The organism is Chitinophaga sp. 05T412, from assembly GCF_056396465.1.
The window spans coordinates 525,236-544,619 of record NZ_JBFTLN010000002.1 but is presented as its reverse complement, the minus strand read 5'-3'; the positions used below and the strand labels follow the sequence as shown (position 1 = coordinate 544,619).

General features: G+C 43.3%; 23 protein-coding genes. 18 read left to right on the top strand and 5 right to left on the bottom strand.

The window, feature by feature from the left end:
• The first annotated feature begins 132 nt into the window (after positions 1-132).
• The 18 genes from rplX to rplQ all read left to right on the top strand — a co-directional run bounded on the left by rplX (position 133) and on the right by rplQ (position 10,873).
• The gene (rplX, locus tag AC1DFM_RS05895) at positions 133-471 is read left to right on the top strand and encodes a 50S ribosomal protein L24 (protein ID WP_291917691.1); all 339 of its coding nucleotides are present in this window, start codon (positions 133-135) and stop codon (positions 469-471) included.
• Complete coding sequence (gene rplE, locus AC1DFM_RS05890; protein WP_477075780.1) at positions 471-1,046, top strand: 50S ribosomal protein L5; 576 nt, start codon at positions 471-473, stop codon at positions 1,044-1,046. The genes rplX and rplE overlap by 1 nt, the downstream gene beginning before the upstream one ends.
• Positions 1,047-1,066: 20 nt before the next feature.
• Positions 1,067-1,336 (top strand): 30S ribosomal protein S14, encoded by a 270-nt coding sequence (gene rpsN / locus AC1DFM_RS05885; protein WP_142685981.1) that lies wholly within the window; start codon positions 1,067-1,069, stop codon positions 1,334-1,336.
• 137 nt (positions 1,337-1,473) lie between these two features.
• The gene (gene rpsH / locus AC1DFM_RS05880; protein WP_477075779.1) at positions 1,474-1,872 is read left to right on the top strand and encodes a 30S ribosomal protein S8; all 399 of its coding nucleotides are present in this window, start codon (positions 1,474-1,476) and stop codon (positions 1,870-1,872) included.
• A 127-nt stretch (positions 1,873-1,999) separates the two neighbouring features.
• Positions 2,000-2,554 (top strand): 50S ribosomal protein L6, encoded by a 555-nt coding sequence (gene rplF / locus AC1DFM_RS05875; protein WP_291917681.1) that lies wholly within the window; start codon positions 2,000-2,002, stop codon positions 2,552-2,554.
• A gap of 90 nt (positions 2,555-2,644) precedes the next feature.
• Complete coding sequence (rplR, locus tag AC1DFM_RS05870; protein ID WP_477075778.1) at positions 2,645-2,998, top strand: 50S ribosomal protein L18; 354 nt, start codon at positions 2,645-2,647, stop codon at positions 2,996-2,998.
• Between the two features lie 51 nt (positions 2,999-3,049).
• Positions 3,050-3,568 carry a 30S ribosomal protein S5 gene (gene rpsE, locus AC1DFM_RS05865; protein WP_291917675.1) on the top strand — a complete coding sequence of 173 codons (519 nt, stop codon included), beginning with the start codon at positions 3,050-3,052 and terminating at the stop codon, positions 3,566-3,568.
• 110 nt (positions 3,569-3,678) lie between these two features.
• The gene (rpmD, locus tag AC1DFM_RS05860) at positions 3,679-3,864 is read left to right on the top strand and encodes a 50S ribosomal protein L30 (RefSeq protein WP_291917673.1); all 186 of its coding nucleotides are present in this window, start codon (positions 3,679-3,681) and stop codon (positions 3,862-3,864) included.
• Positions 3,865-3,983: 119 nt separating this feature from the next.
• Positions 3,984-4,430 (top strand): 50S ribosomal protein L15, encoded by a 447-nt coding sequence (gene rplO, locus AC1DFM_RS05855; RefSeq protein ID WP_477075777.1) that lies wholly within the window; start codon positions 3,984-3,986, stop codon positions 4,428-4,430.
• Between the two features lie 78 nt (positions 4,431-4,508).
• Entirely contained in the window at positions 4,509-5,852 is a 1,344-nt protein-coding gene (gene secY, locus AC1DFM_RS05850) for a preprotein translocase subunit SecY (protein WP_291917667.1), read from the top strand.
• A 246-nt stretch (positions 5,853-6,098) separates the two neighbouring features.
• Positions 6,099-6,899 carry a type I methionyl aminopeptidase gene (gene map, locus AC1DFM_RS05845; RefSeq protein ID WP_477075776.1) on the top strand — a complete coding sequence of 267 codons (801 nt, stop codon included), beginning with the start codon at positions 6,099-6,101 and terminating at the stop codon, positions 6,897-6,899.
• A 148-nt stretch (positions 6,900-7,047) separates the two neighbouring features.
• Positions 7,048-7,266: a translation initiation factor IF-1 gene (gene infA / locus AC1DFM_RS05840; RefSeq protein WP_012789309.1), complete on the top strand. Its 219-nt coding sequence runs from the start codon at positions 7,048-7,050 to the stop codon at positions 7,264-7,266.
• Positions 7,267-7,335: 69 nt separating this feature from the next.
• A complete protein-coding gene (gene rpmJ / locus AC1DFM_RS05835; RefSeq protein ID WP_073083232.1) occupies positions 7,336-7,452 on the top strand; it encodes a 50S ribosomal protein L36 in 117 nt (38 codons plus the stop codon).
• A 59-nt stretch (positions 7,453-7,511) separates the two neighbouring features.
• On the top strand, positions 7,512-7,892 hold the full coding sequence (gene rpsM, locus AC1DFM_RS05830) for a 30S ribosomal protein S13 (protein WP_477075775.1): 381 nt from the start codon (positions 7,512-7,514) through the stop codon (positions 7,890-7,892).
• A 107-nt stretch (positions 7,893-7,999) separates the two neighbouring features.
• Entirely contained in the window at positions 8,000-8,401 is a 402-nt protein-coding gene (gene rpsK, locus AC1DFM_RS05825) for a 30S ribosomal protein S11 (protein ID WP_291917657.1), read from the top strand.
• 155 nt (positions 8,402-8,556) lie between these two features.
• Complete coding sequence (gene rpsD, locus AC1DFM_RS05820) at positions 8,557-9,162, top strand: 30S ribosomal protein S4 (protein ID WP_477075774.1); 606 nt, start codon at positions 8,557-8,559, stop codon at positions 9,160-9,162.
• 69 nt (positions 9,163-9,231) lie between these two features.
• The gene (locus AC1DFM_RS05815) at positions 9,232-10,227 is read left to right on the top strand and encodes a DNA-directed RNA polymerase subunit alpha (protein ID WP_079470750.1); all 996 of its coding nucleotides are present in this window, start codon (positions 9,232-9,234) and stop codon (positions 10,225-10,227) included.
• A 154-nt stretch (positions 10,228-10,381) separates the two neighbouring features.
• On the top strand, positions 10,382-10,873 hold the full coding sequence (rplQ, locus tag AC1DFM_RS05810; protein WP_477075773.1) for a 50S ribosomal protein L17: 492 nt from the start codon (positions 10,382-10,384) through the stop codon (positions 10,871-10,873).
• A 74-nt stretch (positions 10,874-10,947) separates the two neighbouring features.
• Here rplQ and AC1DFM_RS05805 read toward each other — a convergent pair whose 3' ends face one another.
• The 5 genes from AC1DFM_RS05805 to AC1DFM_RS05785 all read right to left on the bottom strand — a co-directional run bounded on the left by AC1DFM_RS05805 (position 10,948) and on the right by AC1DFM_RS05785 (position 19,282).
• Positions 10,948-12,297, bottom strand: coding sequence for a glycoside hydrolase family 16 protein (locus tag AC1DFM_RS05805; RefSeq protein WP_477075772.1), 1,350 nt, complete (start codon positions 12,295-12,297; stop codon positions 10,948-10,950).
• 5 nt (positions 12,298-12,302) lie between these two features.
• Positions 12,303-13,802, bottom strand: a complete 1,500-nt coding sequence (locus AC1DFM_RS05800; RefSeq protein ID WP_477075771.1) for a RagB/SusD family nutrient uptake outer membrane protein — start codon at positions 13,800-13,802, stop codon at positions 12,303-12,305.
• 19 nt (positions 13,803-13,821) lie between these two features.
• Positions 13,822-17,313, bottom strand: a complete 3,492-nt coding sequence (locus tag AC1DFM_RS05795; protein WP_477075770.1) for a TonB-dependent receptor — start codon at positions 17,311-17,313, stop codon at positions 13,822-13,824.
• Between the two features lie 203 nt (positions 17,314-17,516).
• The gene (locus AC1DFM_RS05790; RefSeq protein WP_477075769.1) at positions 17,517-18,641 is read right to left on the bottom strand and encodes a FecR family protein; all 1,125 of its coding nucleotides are present in this window, start codon (positions 18,639-18,641) and stop codon (positions 17,517-17,519) included.
• Positions 18,642-18,718: 77 nt separating this feature from the next.
• Complete coding sequence (locus AC1DFM_RS05785) at positions 18,719-19,282, bottom strand: RNA polymerase sigma-70 factor (protein WP_477075768.1); 564 nt, start codon at positions 19,280-19,282, stop codon at positions 18,719-18,721.
• Positions 19,283-19,384: the final 102 nt, after the last annotated feature.

Here is a 19,384-nt window from a genome sequence, read left to right as displayed (position 1 = left end):
TTTTGACAAAAATTTCCTGAATCCCAAAATTCATAAATATTTCTTATCTTTGCAGCCCGTTTGCAAAACGAGAAAAAACATTAATCAAGCGAAACAATTGTTTCGCTTGGCGTTTATAAATAAATCAAAGTAATGAAAACTAGATTTAAGCCTAAATTCAACATTAAGAAGGGCGACCTGGTTGCGGTAATTGCCGGTGATGACAAGGATAGAACCAAAGCACGCAAAGTGCTGGAAGTACAGCCTGACAAAGCCCGCATTCTTGTAGAAGGCGTTAACATTATTACCAAGCACACGAAGCCTACTGCTCAGAATACCAAAGGTGGTATTGTTAAGCAGGAAGCTCCTATTGCTATCTCTAACGTAATGCTGTGGGATGCTAAAACTGGCAAACCAACTAAAATTAACAGAAAGAGAGAAAACGGGAAATTAATTCGTATCGCTAAAAAATCAGGGGAGGAAATTAAATAATGTCAAACGCAAAATATACTCCGAGACTGCAGAAAAAATACCACGAGGAGGTAAAATCTGCTCTGATGAAGAAATTCAACTACAAAAGCGTAATGCAGGTTCCTCGTCTGGTAAAAATTTGCCTGAACCAGGGTATTAACGGTGCAGTAGGTGATAAGAAACTGGTAGACATCGCAGTAGACGAAATGACCCGTATTTCTGGTCAGAAAGCTATCGCTACTATGTCTAAGAAAGATATCTCCAACTTCAAACTGAGAAAGAACATGCCTATCGGTGCACGTGTAACTTTACGCGCCACTAATATGTACGACTTCCTGGATCGTTTGATCGCGGTATCTCTGCCACGTGTACGTGACTTCAAAGGTGTGAACGAAAAAGCATTCGATGGTCGTGGTAACTACACTATGGGTATCACCGAACAAATCATCTTCCCTGAGATCGATATCGATAAGGTAACTAAAATGTCCGGTATGGATATCACCTTTGTTACCACTGCTACCACTAACGAAGAAGCTTACGAGCTCCTGAAAGAAATGGGTATGCCGTTCAAGGGTATGAAAAAAGATAATCAGTAAATCGAAACGATAATATAATTATGGCAAAAGAATCCGTAAAAGCCAGACAAAGAAAAAGAGAAGCTATGGTAGCAAAGTTCGCTGAAAAGCGTGCTGCCCTGAAAGCTGCCGGTGACTACGCTGCACTGGATCAACTTCCAAAAAATGCTTCTCCTGTTCGTCTGAAAAACAGATGCCAACTGACCGGTCGTCCTAAAGGATACATGCGTCACTTCGGTCTCTGCAGGAACATGTTCCGTGACCTGGCTCTGGCAGGTAAAATCCCTGGCGTTAGAAAAGCCAGCTGGTAATTAAAGATTGACGCATTTGATTATTTATTCCATGAACAAATAATCAAGTCCGTATATCTCTGAATGTAAGTTATTTTTGATTCCCATCTTATTACGATTGGATATCGCATTGTAAACATTATCAAACTATTTCAACAATGGTTACTGATCCAATAGCAGACTTCCTGACACGTATCCGGAACGCGCAAATGGCCACMCACAGGATTGTGGAAATTCCGGCTTCTAAGCTGAAAAAACGCATTACAGAAATTCTGTACGATAAAGGTTATATCCTGAAGTACAAATTCGAAGAGGATAACAAACAAGGCGTTATCAAAATCGCTTTGAAATACGATCCAATCTCCAAAGAGCCCGCTATCAAAGAAATACAACGTATTAGCCGTCCAGGTCTGCGTCAGTATGCTAAACCAGAAGAGTTTAGACGTGTGAAAAACGGTTTAGGCGTGGCGATCATCTCTACTTCTAAAGGTGTAATGACCGATAAAGAAGCAAAAGCTCAAAACGTAGGTGGCGAAGTAGTTTGCTACGTATATTAATATATTGATTGATTGGTTGTTGCTCAACCAGTCAATCACTTAAGTTATCTGACAATTAAGCTCTCTATACGGCGCTGAACACGGATAACCGGTACAATAATATCAAACAACTTTTTAAATTAAAGTTATGTCTCGTATAGGTAAAAGTCCTATCAAGTTGGCTAGCGGCGTTACAGTTACTGTATCTGCTACCAATGAAGTAACCGTAAAAGGCCCTAAAGGTGAACTGAAAAGGAACATCGACAGGGATATGAAAGTGGAAGTGAAGGATGGCGTGTTGACTATCATCCGCCCTACTGAACAGATCCGTCACAAAGCACTGCACGGTTTATACCGCGCTTTGCTGGCAAACATGGTTACTGGTGTAACTGATGGCTTCAAGAAACAACTGGAACTGGTGGGTGTTGGTTATAAAGCCGCAAACAATGGTCAGTTGCTCGATCTCGCTTTAGGTTATTCTCACAATATCATCTTCGAAATTCCAAAAGAACTGAAGGTAGCTACACTGACTGAAAAAGGTCAGAACCCTAAGATCATGCTGGAAGGTATCGATAATCAATTGCTGGGTCAGGTGGCTGCTAAAATCCGTAGCCTGCGTAAACCAGAGCCTTACAAAGGTAAAGGTGTTCGCTACAGTGATGAAGTGGTACGTAAGAAAGCTGGTAAGTCAGCTGGTAAATAAAATTTTTAATTGGCTAATCAGCTTTTTAAGCTGGTTAGCCGATTTTAACAGATATCCCGGCAGCATCGGGGTAATAAAATAAAACTCAAAATGAGCACAAAAGTTAACAGGAGACAGAAAATCCGCTACCGCATCCGCAAGAAAATCTCCGGTACTGCAAAAGCACCGAGATTATCTGTATTTCGTAGCAACAGCGATATCTATGTGCAATTGATAGATGATACCAATGGCACTACCCTGGCTTCAGCTTCTTCCCGTGATAAGGATATCAAAGCCCAGCAAGGAACCAAATCTGAAAAATCTGTACTGGTAGGAAAAGCGCTGGCTGTTAAAGCACTGGCACTGGGTCTGACCACCTGCATTTTCGACAGAAGTGGTTATTTATATCATGGCCGCGTTAAAAGCGTAGCTGACGGAGCAAGAGAAGGCGGTCTTCAGTTTTAATCACGAGGTCCGAATCTTATAATTCTGAACAAGTAATTCTTATAAAATAAAATGGCAAAGAATTCATTCAATAAAGTAAAGGCTGGTGATCTGGAGCTGAAAGAAAAAGTGGTGGCGATCAACCGTGTTACTAAAACCACAAAAGGCGGTCGTACATTTAGTTTCTCCGCACTGGTAGTAGTAGGTAACGAAAACGGTGTTGTTGGTCACGGTCTTGGTAAAGCGAAAGAAGTACAGCAAGCGATCACCAAAGGTATAGACGATGCAAAAAAGAACCTGATCAAGGTTCCGGTAATGCACGGTACCATTCCTCACGATCAGTTTGCTAAAGAAGGCGCTGCCAAAGTGTTAATCAAACCAGCTGCTCATGGTACTGGTGTGATCGCGGGAGGTTCTATGCGTGCAGTGCTGGAAAGCGCTGGTGTAACTGACGTATTGGCTAAGTCTTTAGGTTCTGCTAACCCACACAACGTGGTAAAAGCTACCTTCAAAGCACTGGGTCTGCTGCGTGAGCCTATCAGCATCGCTAAAACCAGAGGCGTTGCCCTGAAGAAAGTTTTCAACGGATAATTAATCGCCGGCTCTCTCCGGAGAGCATTGGTACTTTTTTCCTCCGTGGAAATTTTGAAAATAATTCATTAACAATTAAATTACTCCGCCTTAAAAGCGGATAGGGGTTTATGGCAAAGATTAAGATCACTCAAGTGAAAAGTGGTATTGACCGTCCTGAGAGGCAGAAACTGACCTTGAAGGCACTCGGCCTGACTAAGATGCACGCTACTGTTGAAGTAGAAGCAACTCCTCAGATCCTGGGTATGGTCCGTAAAGTGAATCACCTCGTATCGGTAGAAACAGTAAACGCTTAATTTAAGTAACACTGCTGTGGGATTGTCTGTTGATAATCTTACCTTTACATTTGTAACTTTACCATTTTTATTTTAGAATAAGCGAGCGGTTAATTTCCGCGCAAGTAAAACAATTAAACATGAATCTGCATTCATTACAGCCTGCACAAGGCGCTGTACATAAAGAAAAACGTCTTGGACGTGGTGAGGCTTCCGGTAAAGGTGGTACCTCTACAAAAGGTAACAAAGGTATCCAGCAACGTGCTGGTTACTCGAGCAAAAGAGGCTTCGAAGGTGGCCAGATGCCGATCCAACGCCGTATGCCTAAACGCGGTTTCATCAATAATAACCGTGAAGAGTACAAAATCTTCAACCTGGGCCAAATTGATCAATTAGTTGAGAAATACGGTCTCCAGGAGTTCAATCTGGAAAACCTGTTCATGAACGGTCTGATTAACAGAACAGCTAAAGTTAAGATCCTCGCTAACGGAGAAATCAAAACCAAGGTTACTGTTAAAGTGAACGCTATCAGCGAAAAAGCTAAACAGGCCATCGAAACAGCAGGTGGAACAGTAGAACTGGTATAAGACTTTACGACTGAGGAGACGCCTACGGAGTAGTGCGTCTTTTCATATTTAATAGCGCTATTAAACCTTTATCTTCCTGTGAAGAAATTTATCGAAACGATTAAGAATATTTGGAGTATTGAGGATTTGCGTAACCGCATCCTGACCACCCTGCTCCTGGTCCTCATCTACCGTGTAGGATCCTATATCGCTTTGCCTGGCATTGATGCAAACGCGCTGACCAACTTTGAGAAAAATTCTAATCAGGGTATCTTAGGTTTGGTGAACATGTTTGCGGGCGGATCGTTTTCAAGGGCCTCCATATTTGCATTGGGTATTATGCCCTACATCTCTGCATCAATTGCTATTCAGTTATTAACGATAGCAGTTCCTTATTTTCAGAAACTGCAGAAAGAAGGTGAAAGCGGCCGTAAAAAGATTAACCAGTATACCCGTTATCTCACAGTAATAGTAACAGGTTTCCAGGCGAGCGCTTACGTAGCCTATCTGCGTAATCAATCCGGTGGCGCTATTATCCCTGAGTATGGCTCCTTTTTCTTCTGGCTCTCTACCACCGTTGTACTTACAGCAGGTACCCTGTTCGTAATGTGGCTCGGTGAAAAGATCACAGATAAAGGTATTGGTAATGGTACTTCCATCATCATCATGATGGGTATCCTCGCCCGTTTGCCACAGGCACTGGTCGCAGAATTCTCCAGTAAGGTGGCAGGTGAAGCGGGTGGCCCGATCCTGTTCCTCATTGAAATTGCAATCTTCATCCTGATTACCGTTGGTCTGATCCTCCTGGTACAGGGTACAAGAAAAATACCGGTAAACTACGCAAAACGTATTGTAGGCAATAAACAATATGGTGGTGTACGTCAGTTCATTCCACTGAAAGTGAATGCAGCTGGTGTAATGCCTATCATCTTTGCCCAGGCAATCATGTTTATCCCGGCTACTGCGATAGGCTTTGCTACTTCTTCTGAAAGTGCTTCCGGCTTTATCCGCATCTTTAGTGACCACACTAACGGCTGGTATAACCTGATCTACGCAGTACTGGTAATCGTATTTACTTACTTCTACACAGCGTTGATTTTCAATCCAACCCAAATGGCGGATGAAATGAAACGTAACAACGGTTTCATTCCGGGTATTAAACCTGGTAAAGCTACCGCTGATTACATCGGTGCGGTAATGGATCGTATCACATTGCCTGGTGCATTCTTCCTGGCATTGGTAGGTATCCTCCCAGGTGTGGCTGCTGCCTTCAAGATCAACAGCAACTTTGCTACCTTCTTCGGTGGTACGTCTCTGCTGATCATGGTAGGTGTTATCCTGGATACATTGCAACAGATTGAAAGCCAGCTCCTCATGCGTCACTACGATGGTTTGATGAGCACCGGCCGAATCAAAGGCAGAACTGCGCCGGCTAATGCATAAGTATTTGAACACGAAAGTGTTATAATAACAATAAAATAGCCACAGAAGCTTCTACGCTTTAGTGGCTATATTATTTAACAGCCGTTAGCTATTGGCCATCGCTTTTAGCCAGGCATGATGGCTAAGGGGTTGATTCTTAACAGCTCGCTGTCAGTTTTAACCCGCAGACGATGGCTGAAGTCTGATTATTAGTAGCAAATAGCTGTTAGTTGAATGGTTAACCGCTAAATGCTAAAAGCTCAACGTATGATTCACTATAAGACGAAGGAAGAAATAGAGCTGATGCGCAAAAGTGCTTTGCTCCTGAGTGCTGCATTGGCTGAAGTGGCCAAAAACCTGAAACCAGGGATGAGCACGCTGGAAGTTGACGCTATTGCAGATAAGTTTATCGTGGAAAACGGTGGAACCCCTTCTTTCAAAAATTACAAAGGATTTCCAAACGCCTGTTGTATTTCTGTGAATGAAGAGGTAGTGCATGGTATTCCTAATGACTACGTACTGAAAGATGGTGATATCCTGACAGTAGATGTGGGTGTTTATATGAATGGTTATCATTCTGACAGTGCCTATACATTTGCGATTGGTAATGTTCCTGAAAATGTGCTCCGACTGATGACTGCTACCAAAGCAGCCCTTTACAAAGGCATCGAAAAAGCGATTATAGGGAACAGGGTAGGAGATATTTCCTACGCCATACAGGAATACACCGAAAAGGAACGTGGCTATGGGGTTGTAAGGGAGCTAGTAGGACATGGTCTCGGCCGTAACCTGCATGAGGACCCACAGGTACCTAACTATGGTAAAAGAGGCAGTGGACCGGTCATGAAAGAAGGCCTGGTGATTGCCATTGAGCCAATGATCAATCTCCGCTCCAAAGATGTAGAATACCTGGAAGATGGCTGGACAGTAGCTACCCGCGATGGTAGTCCTTCTGTACACTTCGAGCATACCGTAGCTGTTGGTAAGGGCAAGGCAGATGTGTTATCTACCTATGTGGATATAGAAAAAGAAGAGAAGAACAATCCTGCATTGAACTCAAATTATTGATTTCAGCATTTGCAATTGTCTAAAATAAGCGCGTTTAAACGATCAGTCAGACAGGATTTAACACAAAAACTGGCAATAATAATAAAAATAAGGGTAAATTTTTCTATTTCAAAAGATAAATGCTATCTTTGCAGTCCTAAAAATTTTTATGGCAAAACAGGCACTCATTAAACAGGATGGAATTATATTAGAAGCCTTGTCGAACGCTATGTTCCGTGTAAAGTTGGAAAACGGGCATGAGATCCTGGCCACCATTTCTGGAAAAATGAGAATGCACTACATCCGCATTCTGCCAGGAGATAAGGTTGGCGTAGAGATGAGCCCATACGATTTGTCAAGAGGCCGTATAATATTCAGGTACAAATAAGCCGGAACGGGTTGAGGTGATTGGGAGAATAATTTAATAAATATCATAACCTTTTATAAAGTATTAATCATGAAGGTAAGAGCTGCAATCAAAAAAAGAAGTGCGGATTGTAAAATAGTTCGTAGAAAAGGAGTTTTGTTGGTAATCAACAAAAAGAATCCTCGTTTTAAACAACGCCAGGGTTAATCGGTTCCCATAACGGAATTTGGTTTTTTAATCAGAATCATAAAATCTAAAATAGAAATATGGCACGTATAGCCGGTATAGATCTTCCTAAAAATAAAAGAGGAGAAATTGGCCTCACCTATATCTTTGGTATAGGCCGTTCTACCGCCCAATATATCCTGGACAAGGCGGAAATTGACTTCAATAAAAAAGTGCGGGAATGGAATGACGATGAACAAGCTGCCATCCGTAACATAATCAACGGTGAGTTTAAGGTAGAGGGTCAATTGCGTTCCGAAGTACAAATGAATATCAAGCGCTTGCTGGATATCGCTTGCTACCGCGGTCTGCGTCACAGGAAAGGCTTACCGGTAAGAGGTCAGCGTACACGTACTAACAGCCGTACCCGTAAAGGTAAGCGTAAGACAGTGGCTGGTAAGAAAAAAGCAACTAAGAAATAATAAATAAAATCCCAGGTTGAAATCCCAATTCCGAATCGAGGGGTTTCAATGACCGTGAGTCGTGTAAATTTGGGATCTGGAATTTCATATTTGGAATTTAAATCATTATGGCAAAAGCAAATAATTCAAAAACTGCTGCTAGTAAAAAGAGGGTAGTAAAAGTAGATAACTACGGAGATGTTCATATCTCTGCTAGCTTTAACAACATCATTGTTAGCATCACCAACAAGCATGGTCAGGTTATTTCCTGGTCTTCTGCTGGTAAAATGGGCTTCAGAGGTTCTAAAAAGAACACTCCATATGCAGCTCAGCTGGCTGCTCAAGATGCTGCTAAAGTAGCTATGGACTCAGGTCTGAAAAGAGCAGATGTTTTTGTGAAAGGCCCTGGAGCTGGTCGCGAAAGCGCTATCCGTGCTATCGCCAACTCTGGAATCGAAGTGAACATGATTAAAGACGTTACGCCTTTACCTCACAACGGTTGCCGTCCTCCTAAGAAGAGAAGAGTATAGTAATATATATTTACAATATCCAGATACCAAATTTCAACCGAAGTTTGGTTTCTGGACATTGTGATTTATTATTAATAAATGGGTGTATGATCAGGTTTTCAGATTTTTTGAAGAGCATACATCATTAACTAAAAAATCTAAAGTATATTTAAAACATGGCAAGGTACACAGGACCAAAGACCAAAATTTCCAGAATTTTTGGTGAACCCATTCTCGGTAATGGTAAATATTTAAGTAAGAATAGCAACCCTCCGGGTCAGCATGGTGCAAACCGTAAACGCAAACAATTAGGCGAATACGCACTGCAGCTGAGAGAAAAACAAAAAGCAAAGTACACTTACGGTTTGCTGGAGCGTCAGTTCCGTAACCTGTTCGACGAAGCTACCCGTAGAAAAGGTGTTGCCGGTGAAGTATTGATCAAATTGCTCGAAGCCCGTCTGGATAACACTGTTTTCCGTCTGGGTATCGCTCCTTCCCGTCCTGCTGCACGTCAGCTGGTTTCTCACAAACACGTTACTGTTAACGGTCATGTGGTAAACACTCCTTCTTTCCAACTGAAACCAGGAGATGTAATCAGCCTGAAAAATAAAACTGCAAACAATTCTGCACTGACCAGCGTTATCCGTGGAAAAAATCCAAAGTTCAGCTGGTTGGATTGGAATGAAAAAGAAATGAAAGGTATATTCATTGCTTATCCTGAGAGAGAGAGCGTTCCTGAAAATATCAAGGAACAACTGATCGTAGAATTGTACTCTAAGTAATAAATAATTAGTCCATGGCCCAAAGGTCATGGACTAACCTCATATTTAACAAATAAATCTATCACATCAATGGCAATTTTAAATTTCCAGAAACCTGATAAGATCGTATTGCAGAAGTCTACCGACTTTGAAGCTCAATTCGAATTCCGTCCATTAGAACCAGGTTATGCTGTGACAGTCGGTAATGCGTTACGTCGCGTACTGTTGTCTTCTTTGGAGGGCTATGCCATTGTGGGTATTAAAATTGAAGGAGCAGATCACGAGTTCGCTACGCTGAAAGGTGTTACTGAAGACGTTACTGAGATCATTTTGAACCTGAAACAAGTACGTTTCAAAAGAATCTCTGAAAGTGATGTAACGAACGAAAAGATCACACTGTCCATCAAAGGTAAAACAGAATTCCGCGCAGACATGATCGAAAAAGCCACCAGTGCTTTCCAGATCATGAACCCTGAGCTGTTAATCTGCACCCTGGACCCTTCTGCCAAGCTGGATATCGAACTGACTATCGGTAAAGGCCGTGGTTATGTTCCAGCTGAGGAAAATAAACCCAAAGATGCTGTATTTGGCTACATCGCAATCGACTCTATCTTTACGCCTATCAAAAACGTAAAGTATAGCATAGAAAATACCCGTGTGGAGCAAAAAACTGACTATGAGAAACTCGTAATGGAGGTGATCACAGACGGTACTATCCATCCGGAAGAAGCAGTGAAGCAAGCTTCCCGCATCCTCATTCAGCACCTGATGATCATTACTGATGAAAACATCAGCTTTGATACTAAAGACACTGAAAAAGAAGATGTAGTAGACGAACAAACACTGCAACTGCGTAAGATACTGAAAACACCTCTCGAAGATCTCGATCTGAGCGTACGTGCATTCAACTGTCTGAAAGCAGCTAAAATCAATTCCCTCAGCGAACTGGTACAATACGAACAGGAAGAACTGATGAAGTTCAGAAACTTCGGCCAGAAATCACTCAGCGAAATTGAACAGGTATTAGGCGAAAGAGGTCTGCACTTCGGTATGGATCTGTCTAAACTGAAATTAGAAGAAGAATAGTTCAAATAACTTTTAGCCTTTAGTCCTACGCCAACCGGCCAGGGATTAAAGGCTAAAAATTTTTATATCAACGGCTAATAGCCAACCGCTATCAGCTTATATTTAAACAGACCTTACAATTCCTGACACGGTGTAAGGGTAAAAAACAAATGTCATGCGTCACGGAGTTAAATTAAACAAATTAAGCAGAACTGCTTCCCACCGTAAAGCCCTGATGTCCAATCTGGCTTGCGAACTGATCAGCCACAAACGTATCACCACTACCCTCGCTAAAGCGAAAGCTCTGCGTGTGTATGTTGAGCCGCTGCTGACAAGAGGTAAAAACGATTCTACCCACAACCGTAGAATTGTGTTCAGCTACCTGCAGGATAAAGAAGCTATCAAGGAACTGTTCGGTACGATCAGTGAGAAAATAGCTACCCGTCCTGGTGGTTACACCCGTATCATTAAACTGGGTAAACGTCATGGGGATAACGCAGAAGTTGCCCTGATTGAACTGGTAGACTTCAACGAAATCTACGGTAAATCAGAAGAAAAAGCTGCTGCTAAGAAAACCCGTCGTGCCGGTGGTGCTAAGAAGAAAGCAGATGAAGCAACTGAAACTAAAGCTGCTGATACTGCAACAGAAGAAAAATCTGCTGAGTAATCTTATATCTTACGATACGAAAAAAGAGGGTGTCATTCAACATGACACCCTCTTTCCGTTTTATAGCCAATCGCTTATTTGCCTGTTTTCATGAGGGTAACATCATCTATCACGATATTACTCTTTCCTGTATTCTTAAAGTAAATACGCACCGTTTTCATATTATCGCCATACTCTTTACCTGTACGGAAGCGCATGGCATGGCGACCAAATGATTCACCACCCGCAGTAGTTTGTGCCACCGCTTTTTCTATATCTCCCGTAACCAACTTCACGTTATCAACAGCCGCATACAGGCTGCTCTTTCCGTTCGCCCAATAGGTGAGCTCATAAGGCCTCTCATTGCTCAGATATACATATTGCATGATCTCCTGACCAGGCGCCAGTAATAAGGCCTGTTTGCCGCTTCGTTTGATATCAGTAGAAAGCGTCACATTACCTTCCCAGGGCAATCCCTGCAGGTTGGCCTCAAAGCCCGGATTGGGCAATTCATTCCCCCCTTCCAGCGGCCATTGATAACCGCGGATGTAATCTACTTCCATGTCTACTGATCCTCCGGCGCCATAGCTACCCAGGAACACGTTCATGAAGTGGTTAGGAGAATATACCTGGTGTTTATCCGTGTAAGCCTTGATCAGCTTACCATTGATGTAATGTTTGATACTGTTGGGGGTCCATAGAATACCATGCAGCACCCAGTTGTTTTCATGTGTAAAGCCTTCGGCGATATGCGTAGCCAGGTTATGTACGAAATTACCTTTGTCATCTACATGCCCATGCAGTACAAACTGCGCATCCAGGTTTTCAAATACATCTATTTCAAATACCTGTCCTTTGGGCCGGATACCGGTGGTTCCCTCCAGAGTAGTTCCTTCCTGCAGATAGTATTTCAGATCCGGTCCCGGAGAATCGAACCAGAAGGCCGTATTAAGCCCTTTAGGACGCCCGGTATAGCTTCGACGCACTCTTACCTCAAAATACCCTCCGCGGCTGTTATCGAGCTTGTTTTCGTTGGTTCTCCAATCGTATGTCTGGATAGACGAAATTTTCCGGTTACTGCCGGGATAAAAGGCCTTGGCGGGGAGGGAGTCGTTGGTAAACAGGTGAATGGAATGTCCCGTAAAAGTATAAGCCGCCTGCGGAAGACTGTCGTCCCGCATGGCCTGCAAGTTATCCTTCTTCAGAAAATCAATGTTGGAATAATAGGTAGTAAACCATTTACTCCTATCTAAAAGGGTATCATTGAATTCATCGTGCCAGAACAGCTTCATGCCTTCCGGTACAGCGGCGGAGCTGGGAATGTCAAGCGCCGCTGTGTCCAATGTTGATTTCCCCCAGCCTTTTACAGACTTTGTGGGCGCAGCTGGTTGCTGCGCCCACAGGTTGGATGATATTAATAAAAACAGACCAAACAGTTGTTTCATAATCACTAGTTATATCCTTCGTTTTGCTTGATAATGCCATTGCTCTGGTTCACCACAAGTCTTGGTAAAGGCAGCAGTACCTTATAAGCCTGAGCGGTGGTAGATCCATCACTTACGGCACGTTGGATGTACTTATTCCAGCGAATCAGATCATCTTTTCTCCAGCCTTCACCCCATAATTCAAACAGTCTTTCGTCCTGTATTTTAGCCAGGAATTGACTTTTAGATAAGCCAGCATCTAAGCCGGTTAAGCCTGCTCTTTTTCTAACAGCATTAATCGCGTCGTAAGCTTCCTGATTAGGAGCGCCATTGGCTTCGTTGATACTCTCTGCCAGCATTAACAGTACATCCGCATAGCGATATATCGGGAAGTCTACTGCACTGTTTTGAGAGTTTGCTTTGGATGGATCGGGACCAAACTTCATAGGTATTGCGCCCATATCTCCGCTTGTTCTGGCATTTTTATAGATCACTTTACCATCGGCTGTTTTACCTACCGGGTAGCTTTCCAGCAGCACATTTAAGCGTTTATCTCTTTTATCGAATTTATCATAGCTGGACCATGGCATTTTATAACCACCCCATCCGGTAAGCGGAATACCAGTTGAATCGATATAGTCGCCCGGGAGTGAGTGTGCCAGCCACATATTGGAGTATTGATCTCCACCGGTAGCAGAACATACTACTGCCAGAATTATTTCAGTAGAAGCAGCTGCTTTGTTTTTGATGTTGAAATTATCTTCGTAGTTCGTCTGCAGTGAATACCCCATCTGGGTAATTGCTTTACCAGTAGTTACTGCATCATTCCATCTCTTTTCATGCATATACAATTTCATCAATCCGGTAAGCGCAGCAGCTTTGGAGAAGCGGCCATAGTCTTGTCCGGTGAATCTGTCTGGTAATGCATCAGCAGCATCTTTGAAATCTTTTTCTATTTGGGCTACTGTTTCCGCACTTGTAGGTCTTGGAACATAAGGTGCTTTTGGATCTGCCGCTATTTGGGCATCTGTAACAATGGTGATGGGACCATAGTTGAAATACAGCATTTCCGCATAATGGGCTCTCAGTCCTTTCAGTTCACCGAGATATCTTTTCTTCAGTGTTTCATCGAGCGTAAGTTTCGAAATATCATTCAGGGAGATGGTAATCCGCGAAATATATGGCATGTACCGGGTATAGTTATGCGTTACCCAGTCGAAGTCCGGTGTATAGTTGAGTGCACGGAGTGGCAGCCAGTTACCGCCCCAGGCGCAAACGCCTTCATCTGTTGTCATCATGGCTTGTGTACGCCAGGCATAAGTGCCGGCATCCCAGCCTCCCTGCCAATCAGCTCCACCTGCTAATCCGGTATAAGCGGCATTGACGTTTGCTCCCGCTCCTTCCGGAGTAGTAACAACGGTGGATAAGTCACCATAACTTTTATAATCGAGTCCCTTTTCGCATGCGGTCAAGGTAACCGTACCGGCCAGCAACGCTAATTTGAGTGTGTTATATATACATTTCATGATTTCTCTCTGTTAATTGTTAGAAGGATACGTTAACACCAAAAACATAACTTTTCACTAATGGATAGAAGTTGGTTGGGTCCAGTTCCGGGTCCAGGCCAGGGTACTTCGTGATAGTAAAAGGATTCTGTACATCAAAAGAAAACCGCACTGCAGAAAACGTATGCTGCTTAGACAACATTTTGGCAGGAAGCGCATAGCCCAGGGTGATGTTTCTGCAACGTAAGAAAGAGGCATCGGCTAACCAATAGCTGGCAGCATCCTGGAACTGGGAATAAGATCCATCTGTAAGAGACGTAGGGAAATTGCCAGTTGGATTCTGGAAGCTCCAGCGACTGGAAGATATTGGCATAGCATTAAAGCCGAATCTATTGGTAGTGCTTTCCTGTATTCTGCCCGATGCATAAGGAGACCATTTCTTTTGTACCAATCCTGACATGAAAATACTCAGATCAAAACCTTTATAGGAAAAAGTATTTCCGATACCGAAGTTGAATTTCGGGTCTCCGTTGGCCAATAAAGTTTGGTCAGCAGCCGTGATAGCACCATCTGGTCCTGTTACATTCCCAGAAGCATCAAATCCATGAATATCCTTCAAAACAAGGCCACCAGGGAGCATGTTGGGCATATAAGACGGCATATTGGCTTTATCACCTTTGTAAATGCCAGTAGATTCATAACCATATATTCCATTGAATACGGCATCTCTACCGCTGGCTGCTTTGTATTTTTCCAAAACCGCCAGCATTTCCGGACTTCTCTTTACCCAATAATTGAGATAATGGGAGAAATTGACATTGGTAGACCAGGTGAATCCACTGGGAGAAATAATGTTCCTGCTTTGTAATGTGATTTCATATCCGGTGGATCTGGTTTGACCAGCATTCCTGTAAACACCGTCAATAATGAAGTTGGAGGGATACTTAACATACGCAATCAGATTGCGGATGTTTTTGTTGAAATAATCTACTGATCCACTGATCCGGTTATTGAACAATGCAAAGTCCAGTCCGAGGTTAAACTCTCCTGCAGTTTCCCAGCTAAGATTAGGATTGCCATCGCGGGCAAGTACCAGTGCAGAGTTGATAGTTCCATTCCCAAAATAAGGGCTGAGACTTGTGTTATAAAGAGGAAAGGCAGCAGCCATGTCGCTGATGGTACCGGTTTTACCGAAATAGCTATTACCGGTTTCACCGTATCCTGCTCTCAGTTTCAGGAATGACAAGGCTTTCAGGTTTTGCATAAACGATTCGTCTGAGATCACCCAACCAGCTGACACACCAGGGAAATAGCCCCATTTCTTGTTGTCGGCGAAAACAGAGGAACCATCTCTGCGAAGAGAAGCCTGCAAGGTGATGTTACCATTGAACACATACATGGCTCTTGCAAAATAAGATGCCCAGGTAGTTTGTGATTTGCTGGAACCAACTGTAGGAGTGGTGGACTGGCCAGACTGTAAGCTATAATATTTAGAGATGTCTGACAGGAAATTCTGGTTGGATGCATTAAGACCTTCCCAGTCAGTACGCTGGTAGCTATAGCCAGCTACCGCACTGATAGAGTGTTTAGGAGATAATGTTTTGTTATAAGACAATGTATACTCCAGCAATTTTGATTTAGCATCAGATTCTGCAATACCTGCGGAGCCATTTACAGTGGCCCCATAACTAAAGGTTTTTGGGAAATAAGATGACCGCTTGGAGTTGGAGTTATCCAGGCTAAAACGGGCATTAGCTTTCAGATCCGGAGTAATAGTCCATTCTCCATATGCACTACTCAACGCACGATTTGAAACAGTCAGGTCAGTAACAGTACTGTATGACACCGGATTCGGGATATTGCGATAATATGGATTTACAGGGTAGCTGCCATCTGGATTCTGCAGCGGTTGTACAGGTGCCCAGTAAATAGCCGCTGTGATAATACCGCCATTTTCGTTGGCTCCACCGGTAACGGTATTATTGGCGGAAGAATTGGAAAGAATAACGTTGGCACCTATTTTAATTTTGTCGGAAATTGCCTGGTCAATGCTCAAACGGCCATTGTAGCGCTTATAATCAGTTCCGATGATCACACCTTTCTGGTCGAAATAGTTGCCGGAAGCATAATAAGTAGTTTTGCCGGTACCGCCAGAAATAGAGAGGTTGTGTTGTGTAGTAAAACCGGCTCTGGTGATGGCATCAGTTGCCTTTTCATGATTATTGCGGGCAGCGTCAATCTGATCTTTGGAGTAGATAGGAATGAAAGGATTCGCAGCATCGGAGATGTTTTTGTTACCATAATAAGGACCAATGGAGTCTTGCCGGTACCACATTTCTTCGCTGAATAAATTCCGTTGGAGCATGTAGTCAGCTGCACCATATACAGGGTACATTTTATCTACCCTTTGTATACCATAGCTGCCGGTATAATCCACTTTGGGTTTGCCGGTGGTACCTTTTTTCGTAGTAATTAATACTACACCAGATCCCGCCCTGGCGCCATAGATGGACGCAGCACTCGCATCTTTTAATATTTCGATGGATGCAATGTCATTTGGGTTGATAAAGTTTAAGGGAGATTTATCCACACCGCCTATACCATATTTAGCACCACCTACACCACCGCTAAGTTGAGGCTGGTCGGCCGCATCATTCACAGGAACTCCGTCTACTACATACAATACACCTGCATCTGCGTAAGAAGGATTACTTCTGATCTGTACTTTCACACCAGCACCGGGTTGTCCGGTTGCTTGTGTCACCTGTACGCCAGCCGCTTTACCTTGCAGGGCCGACTGGAAAGAGGTAGTAGTACTTACATCCAGATCTTTTCCTTTCACAGTTGCCACGGCGCCGGTMAGGTTCTTTTTAGTTACCGTACCATAACCAATCACCACCACATCTGTTAAGCTGCTGGTAGATTTTTTCATGGTGATATCGAGCGTAGTCTGGCCGGCGTAAGGAATTTCTTTAGGCTCAAATCCTACACTGGTCACCAACAGGATATCCCCTTTGGTTACCTGTAATTTGAAACTACCGTCAGTAGCGGAAATAGCACCTTTAGTACTCCCTTTAATAACCACACTGACGAAGGGTATGGGATGCCCTTCCTCATCCATCACTCTACCAGTTACTTCGGCAAAGCTGCTGATAGTGGTGGCAGGGCTTTCTTTCTTTTTAATGGTGATTTCTTTGTCTTCTATAGCATAGGTCAGTGGCTGATCTGCAAACACTGCTTTCAAAGCCTCTGCCAATGATGCATTCGACAGATTTACGTTAACCGGCTTTGCTGTGTTCAGGTAGTCCTTTACATAGAAGAAGTTGTAGCCGGTTTGTGTCCGTATTTTACGGAGCACGGAATACAGTGAACTGTTCTTTTCGGAAAGTGTAACGTTCTGCGCACTGGCTGCAGCACTGAGGCTGACGAAAAGAGCAAGTAATACCGGAGTGGCGAGTCGCATAAAAAAGATGATTTTTGAAGACAGGCAATAGTAAGCCCTGCCCTCCTTGTCAAGAAGGCTTAATTTCATACCTTTACTTTGTTTGGTTTTGAATTAGATGTTGATCTTTCTACTGACGAACATTCAATGCTGATTCAGCCTTACAGCTAACGTGGAAGTGCTTCCTCACTTTCACGTTTTTTATGCAGCAAAGAAAATTTTGGCTGTTTGTTTACTTCATAATTGTTTGGAATTTAAATGGTGTTTTTTCAAAAATTGTTCACTTCGTGGTATCAATATTTGCTCACATAAATTTTCTTTTGTGTTATTCTGAATCTGAGCAGTCCTGTTTTTTGTATGGTGTTTAAAACTTTGGAAACATTCTCGAACCGGGAGATGGTGCCCTCCATGGCATTTGTCGGAATGTCGCCCTCATAAATTACTTCTACATTATACCAGCGCGATACTTTGCGCATGATTTCATAAATGTTTTCGTCGTTGAATTCGAAATAGCCGTTCTTCCAGGCGATGGTAGCTTCTGTGGCTACGGTGGTAATCTTTATAGTGCCATCTTTGGTGCTGATGGCCTGTTGTCCTGGTGTTAAAGTTTTTTCATTGTTTATTTTGATGGCGCCTTGAATCAGTGTTGTTTTGGCAAGTGGTTCGTCCGCATAATTGTTGATGTTGAAACTGGTACCCAATACTTTCACTTCCTGTTGGGTGGTGCGTACAATAAATGGATGTGCCGCATCTGGTGCTACTTCGAAATAAGCTTCGCCGGTGACGTCTACTTTGCGGGCAGGCAGGTTAGCGAAGGAAGTAGGAAAAGTAAGTGTGGTAGCAGCGTTTAGCCATACTTTGGTACCATCTGGTAATGTAATCTGATACTGTTCTCCCCGTGCGGTGCTTAGTTTATTATATTGAATATCGATGGCGGCGCCGGTCGCAACGGGATGATATTCCAATGTACCGTCGGTTGTTTTGGTCACTTCCGAACCTGCCTGGTTGGTCAGTTTTCCGTCCTGGCTATCCGCCAGTACAATCTTTTTTCCGTTGGCCAGTGTTAAGGTCGCCGTATTTTTTCCGGCGGAAATATGATGATCTGTAGTAACGGCGGCGATGGGTGCCGGAGCTACCGGGCGATTGACATGTTTATATAAATACAAACTGCCGGCTAGTATACCTGTAACAGCGGCTGCTGCGGCAATGCGACGGATTAGTATCCATTTCCGGGTAGATTGCCCGGTTCTTCTTTGAATTTCGCGGAAGGTTTGCGCTTCTATATCTGACAGGTCGTTTAACTCCAACTCCTGATCCTGCCGGGCATTGCACCAGGCATTGTAAACGGAGATATCTTCGTTTGTAGCGGTGTTATTCGCAATACGTTCAACAAGTGACGTGAGTTGTTCCTGATTCATTCAAAGCCTTTTAGATCCCTGGTTTGTATAGTAAGAGACATAAAGGGAGGCCAGCCCCCAAGCGGGATAAAAAAAAGTTAAAGAAATAATATGGAGAGCATCCGTTTGGTTAAATCGGACCGTAGTTTTTTGAGGGCAATGGTGATTTGATTCTCTACTGTTTTTTCGGAGATGCCCAGCTGTAGGGCAATTTCTTTGTTGCTAAGGTGTTGTTCCCGGCTGAGTTGAAATATTTGTTTGGCGCGCAGAGGAAGGGTGTCGGTCCAGTCGCTGATTACTTTTTTCAGTTCCTTCGCTTCTATATCTTCTTCTATGACGGTGAAGGTGGCTATGGGTACGTTGGCGGCGATAATTTCTGCATGGCGGCGGGATGTTTGTATAACCCTGGCCAGCCGGTATTTTACGGAAGCAATGAGATAGCTTTTGAGAGATGTAATATCCAGCTTTTCTCTATTCTCCCAAATCCATACAAATATTTCCTGTATGGCATCACGGCATTCTTCTTCGTTTTTGAGGATATTATAGGCAAAGCGGTAAAGGGTGGTGAAGTGGCGGAAGTATATTTCGTTGAACGCCTGTACTTCTCCTTTCTTTATTAAAGGAAGTAATTCGTCATCGCTTAATAGTTTGTAATCCCTCATATACGCTTTAGTCTTCAGCAGCCACTTTTCCTGGAGTGCGAATTTGCCCAGCTCTCCCGATCCAAATTTGCTACTTTTTTATGAATAGCGCAATAAATCACT

Coding starts and splice junctions, on each gene's coding strand:
- map (WP_477075776.1), top strand. CDS start 6,099: ATGATTCACTATAAGACGAAGGAAGAAATAGAGCTGATGCGCAAAAGT.
- rpsM (WP_477075775.1), top strand. CDS start 7,512: ATGGCACGTATAGCCGGTATAGATCTTCCTAAAAATAAAAGAGGAGAA.
- rplE (WP_477075780.1), top strand. CDS start 471: ATGTCAAACGCAAAATATACTCCGAGACTGCAGAAAAAATACCACGAG.
- infA (WP_012789309.1), top strand. CDS start 7,048: ATGGCAAAACAGGCACTCATTAAACAGGATGGAATTATATTAGAAGCC.
- AC1DFM_RS05800 (WP_477075771.1), bottom strand. CDS start 13,802: ATGAAATGTATATATAACACACTCAAATTAGCGTTGCTGGCCGGTACG.
- AC1DFM_RS05790 (WP_477075769.1), bottom strand. CDS start 18,641: ATGAATCAGGAACAACTCACGTCACTTGTTGAACGTATTGCGAATAAC.
- rpsK (WP_291917657.1), top strand. CDS start 8,000: ATGGCAAAAGCAAATAATTCAAAAACTGCTGCTAGTAAAAAGAGGGTA.
- rplQ (WP_477075773.1), top strand. CDS start 10,382: ATGCGTCACGGAGTTAAATTAAACAAATTAAGCAGAACTGCTTCCCAC.
- rplR (WP_477075778.1), top strand. CDS start 2,645: ATGAGCACAAAAGTTAACAGGAGACAGAAAATCCGCTACCGCATCCGC.
- rpsE (WP_291917675.1), top strand. CDS start 3,050: ATGGCAAAGAATTCATTCAATAAAGTAAAGGCTGGTGATCTGGAGCTG.
- rpmJ (WP_073083232.1), top strand. CDS start 7,336: ATGAAGGTAAGAGCTGCAATCAAAAAAAGAAGTGCGGATTGTAAAATA.
- rpsN (WP_142685981.1), top strand. CDS start 1,067: ATGGCAAAAGAATCCGTAAAAGCCAGACAAAGAAAAAGAGAAGCTATG.
- rplO (WP_477075777.1), top strand. CDS start 3,984: ATGAATCTGCATTCATTACAGCCTGCACAAGGCGCTGTACATAAAGAA.
- rpsD (WP_477075774.1), top strand. CDS start 8,557: ATGGCAAGGTACACAGGACCAAAGACCAAAATTTCCAGAATTTTTGGT.
- AC1DFM_RS05815 (WP_079470750.1), top strand. CDS start 9,232: ATGGCAATTTTAAATTTCCAGAAACCTGATAAGATCGTATTGCAGAAG.
- AC1DFM_RS05785 (WP_477075768.1), bottom strand. CDS start 19,282: ATGAGGGATTACAAACTATTAAGCGATGACGAATTACTTCCTTTAATA.
- rplF (WP_291917681.1), top strand. CDS start 2,000: ATGTCTCGTATAGGTAAAAGTCCTATCAAGTTGGCTAGCGGCGTTACA.
- rpmD (WP_291917673.1), top strand. CDS start 3,679: ATGGCAAAGATTAAGATCACTCAAGTGAAAAGTGGTATTGACCGTCCT.
- AC1DFM_RS05805 (WP_477075772.1), bottom strand. CDS start 12,297: ATGAAACAACTGTTTGGTCTGTTTTTATTAATATCATCCAACCTGTGG.
- rplX (WP_291917691.1), top strand. CDS start 133: ATGAAAACTAGATTTAAGCCTAAATTCAACATTAAGAAGGGCGACCTG.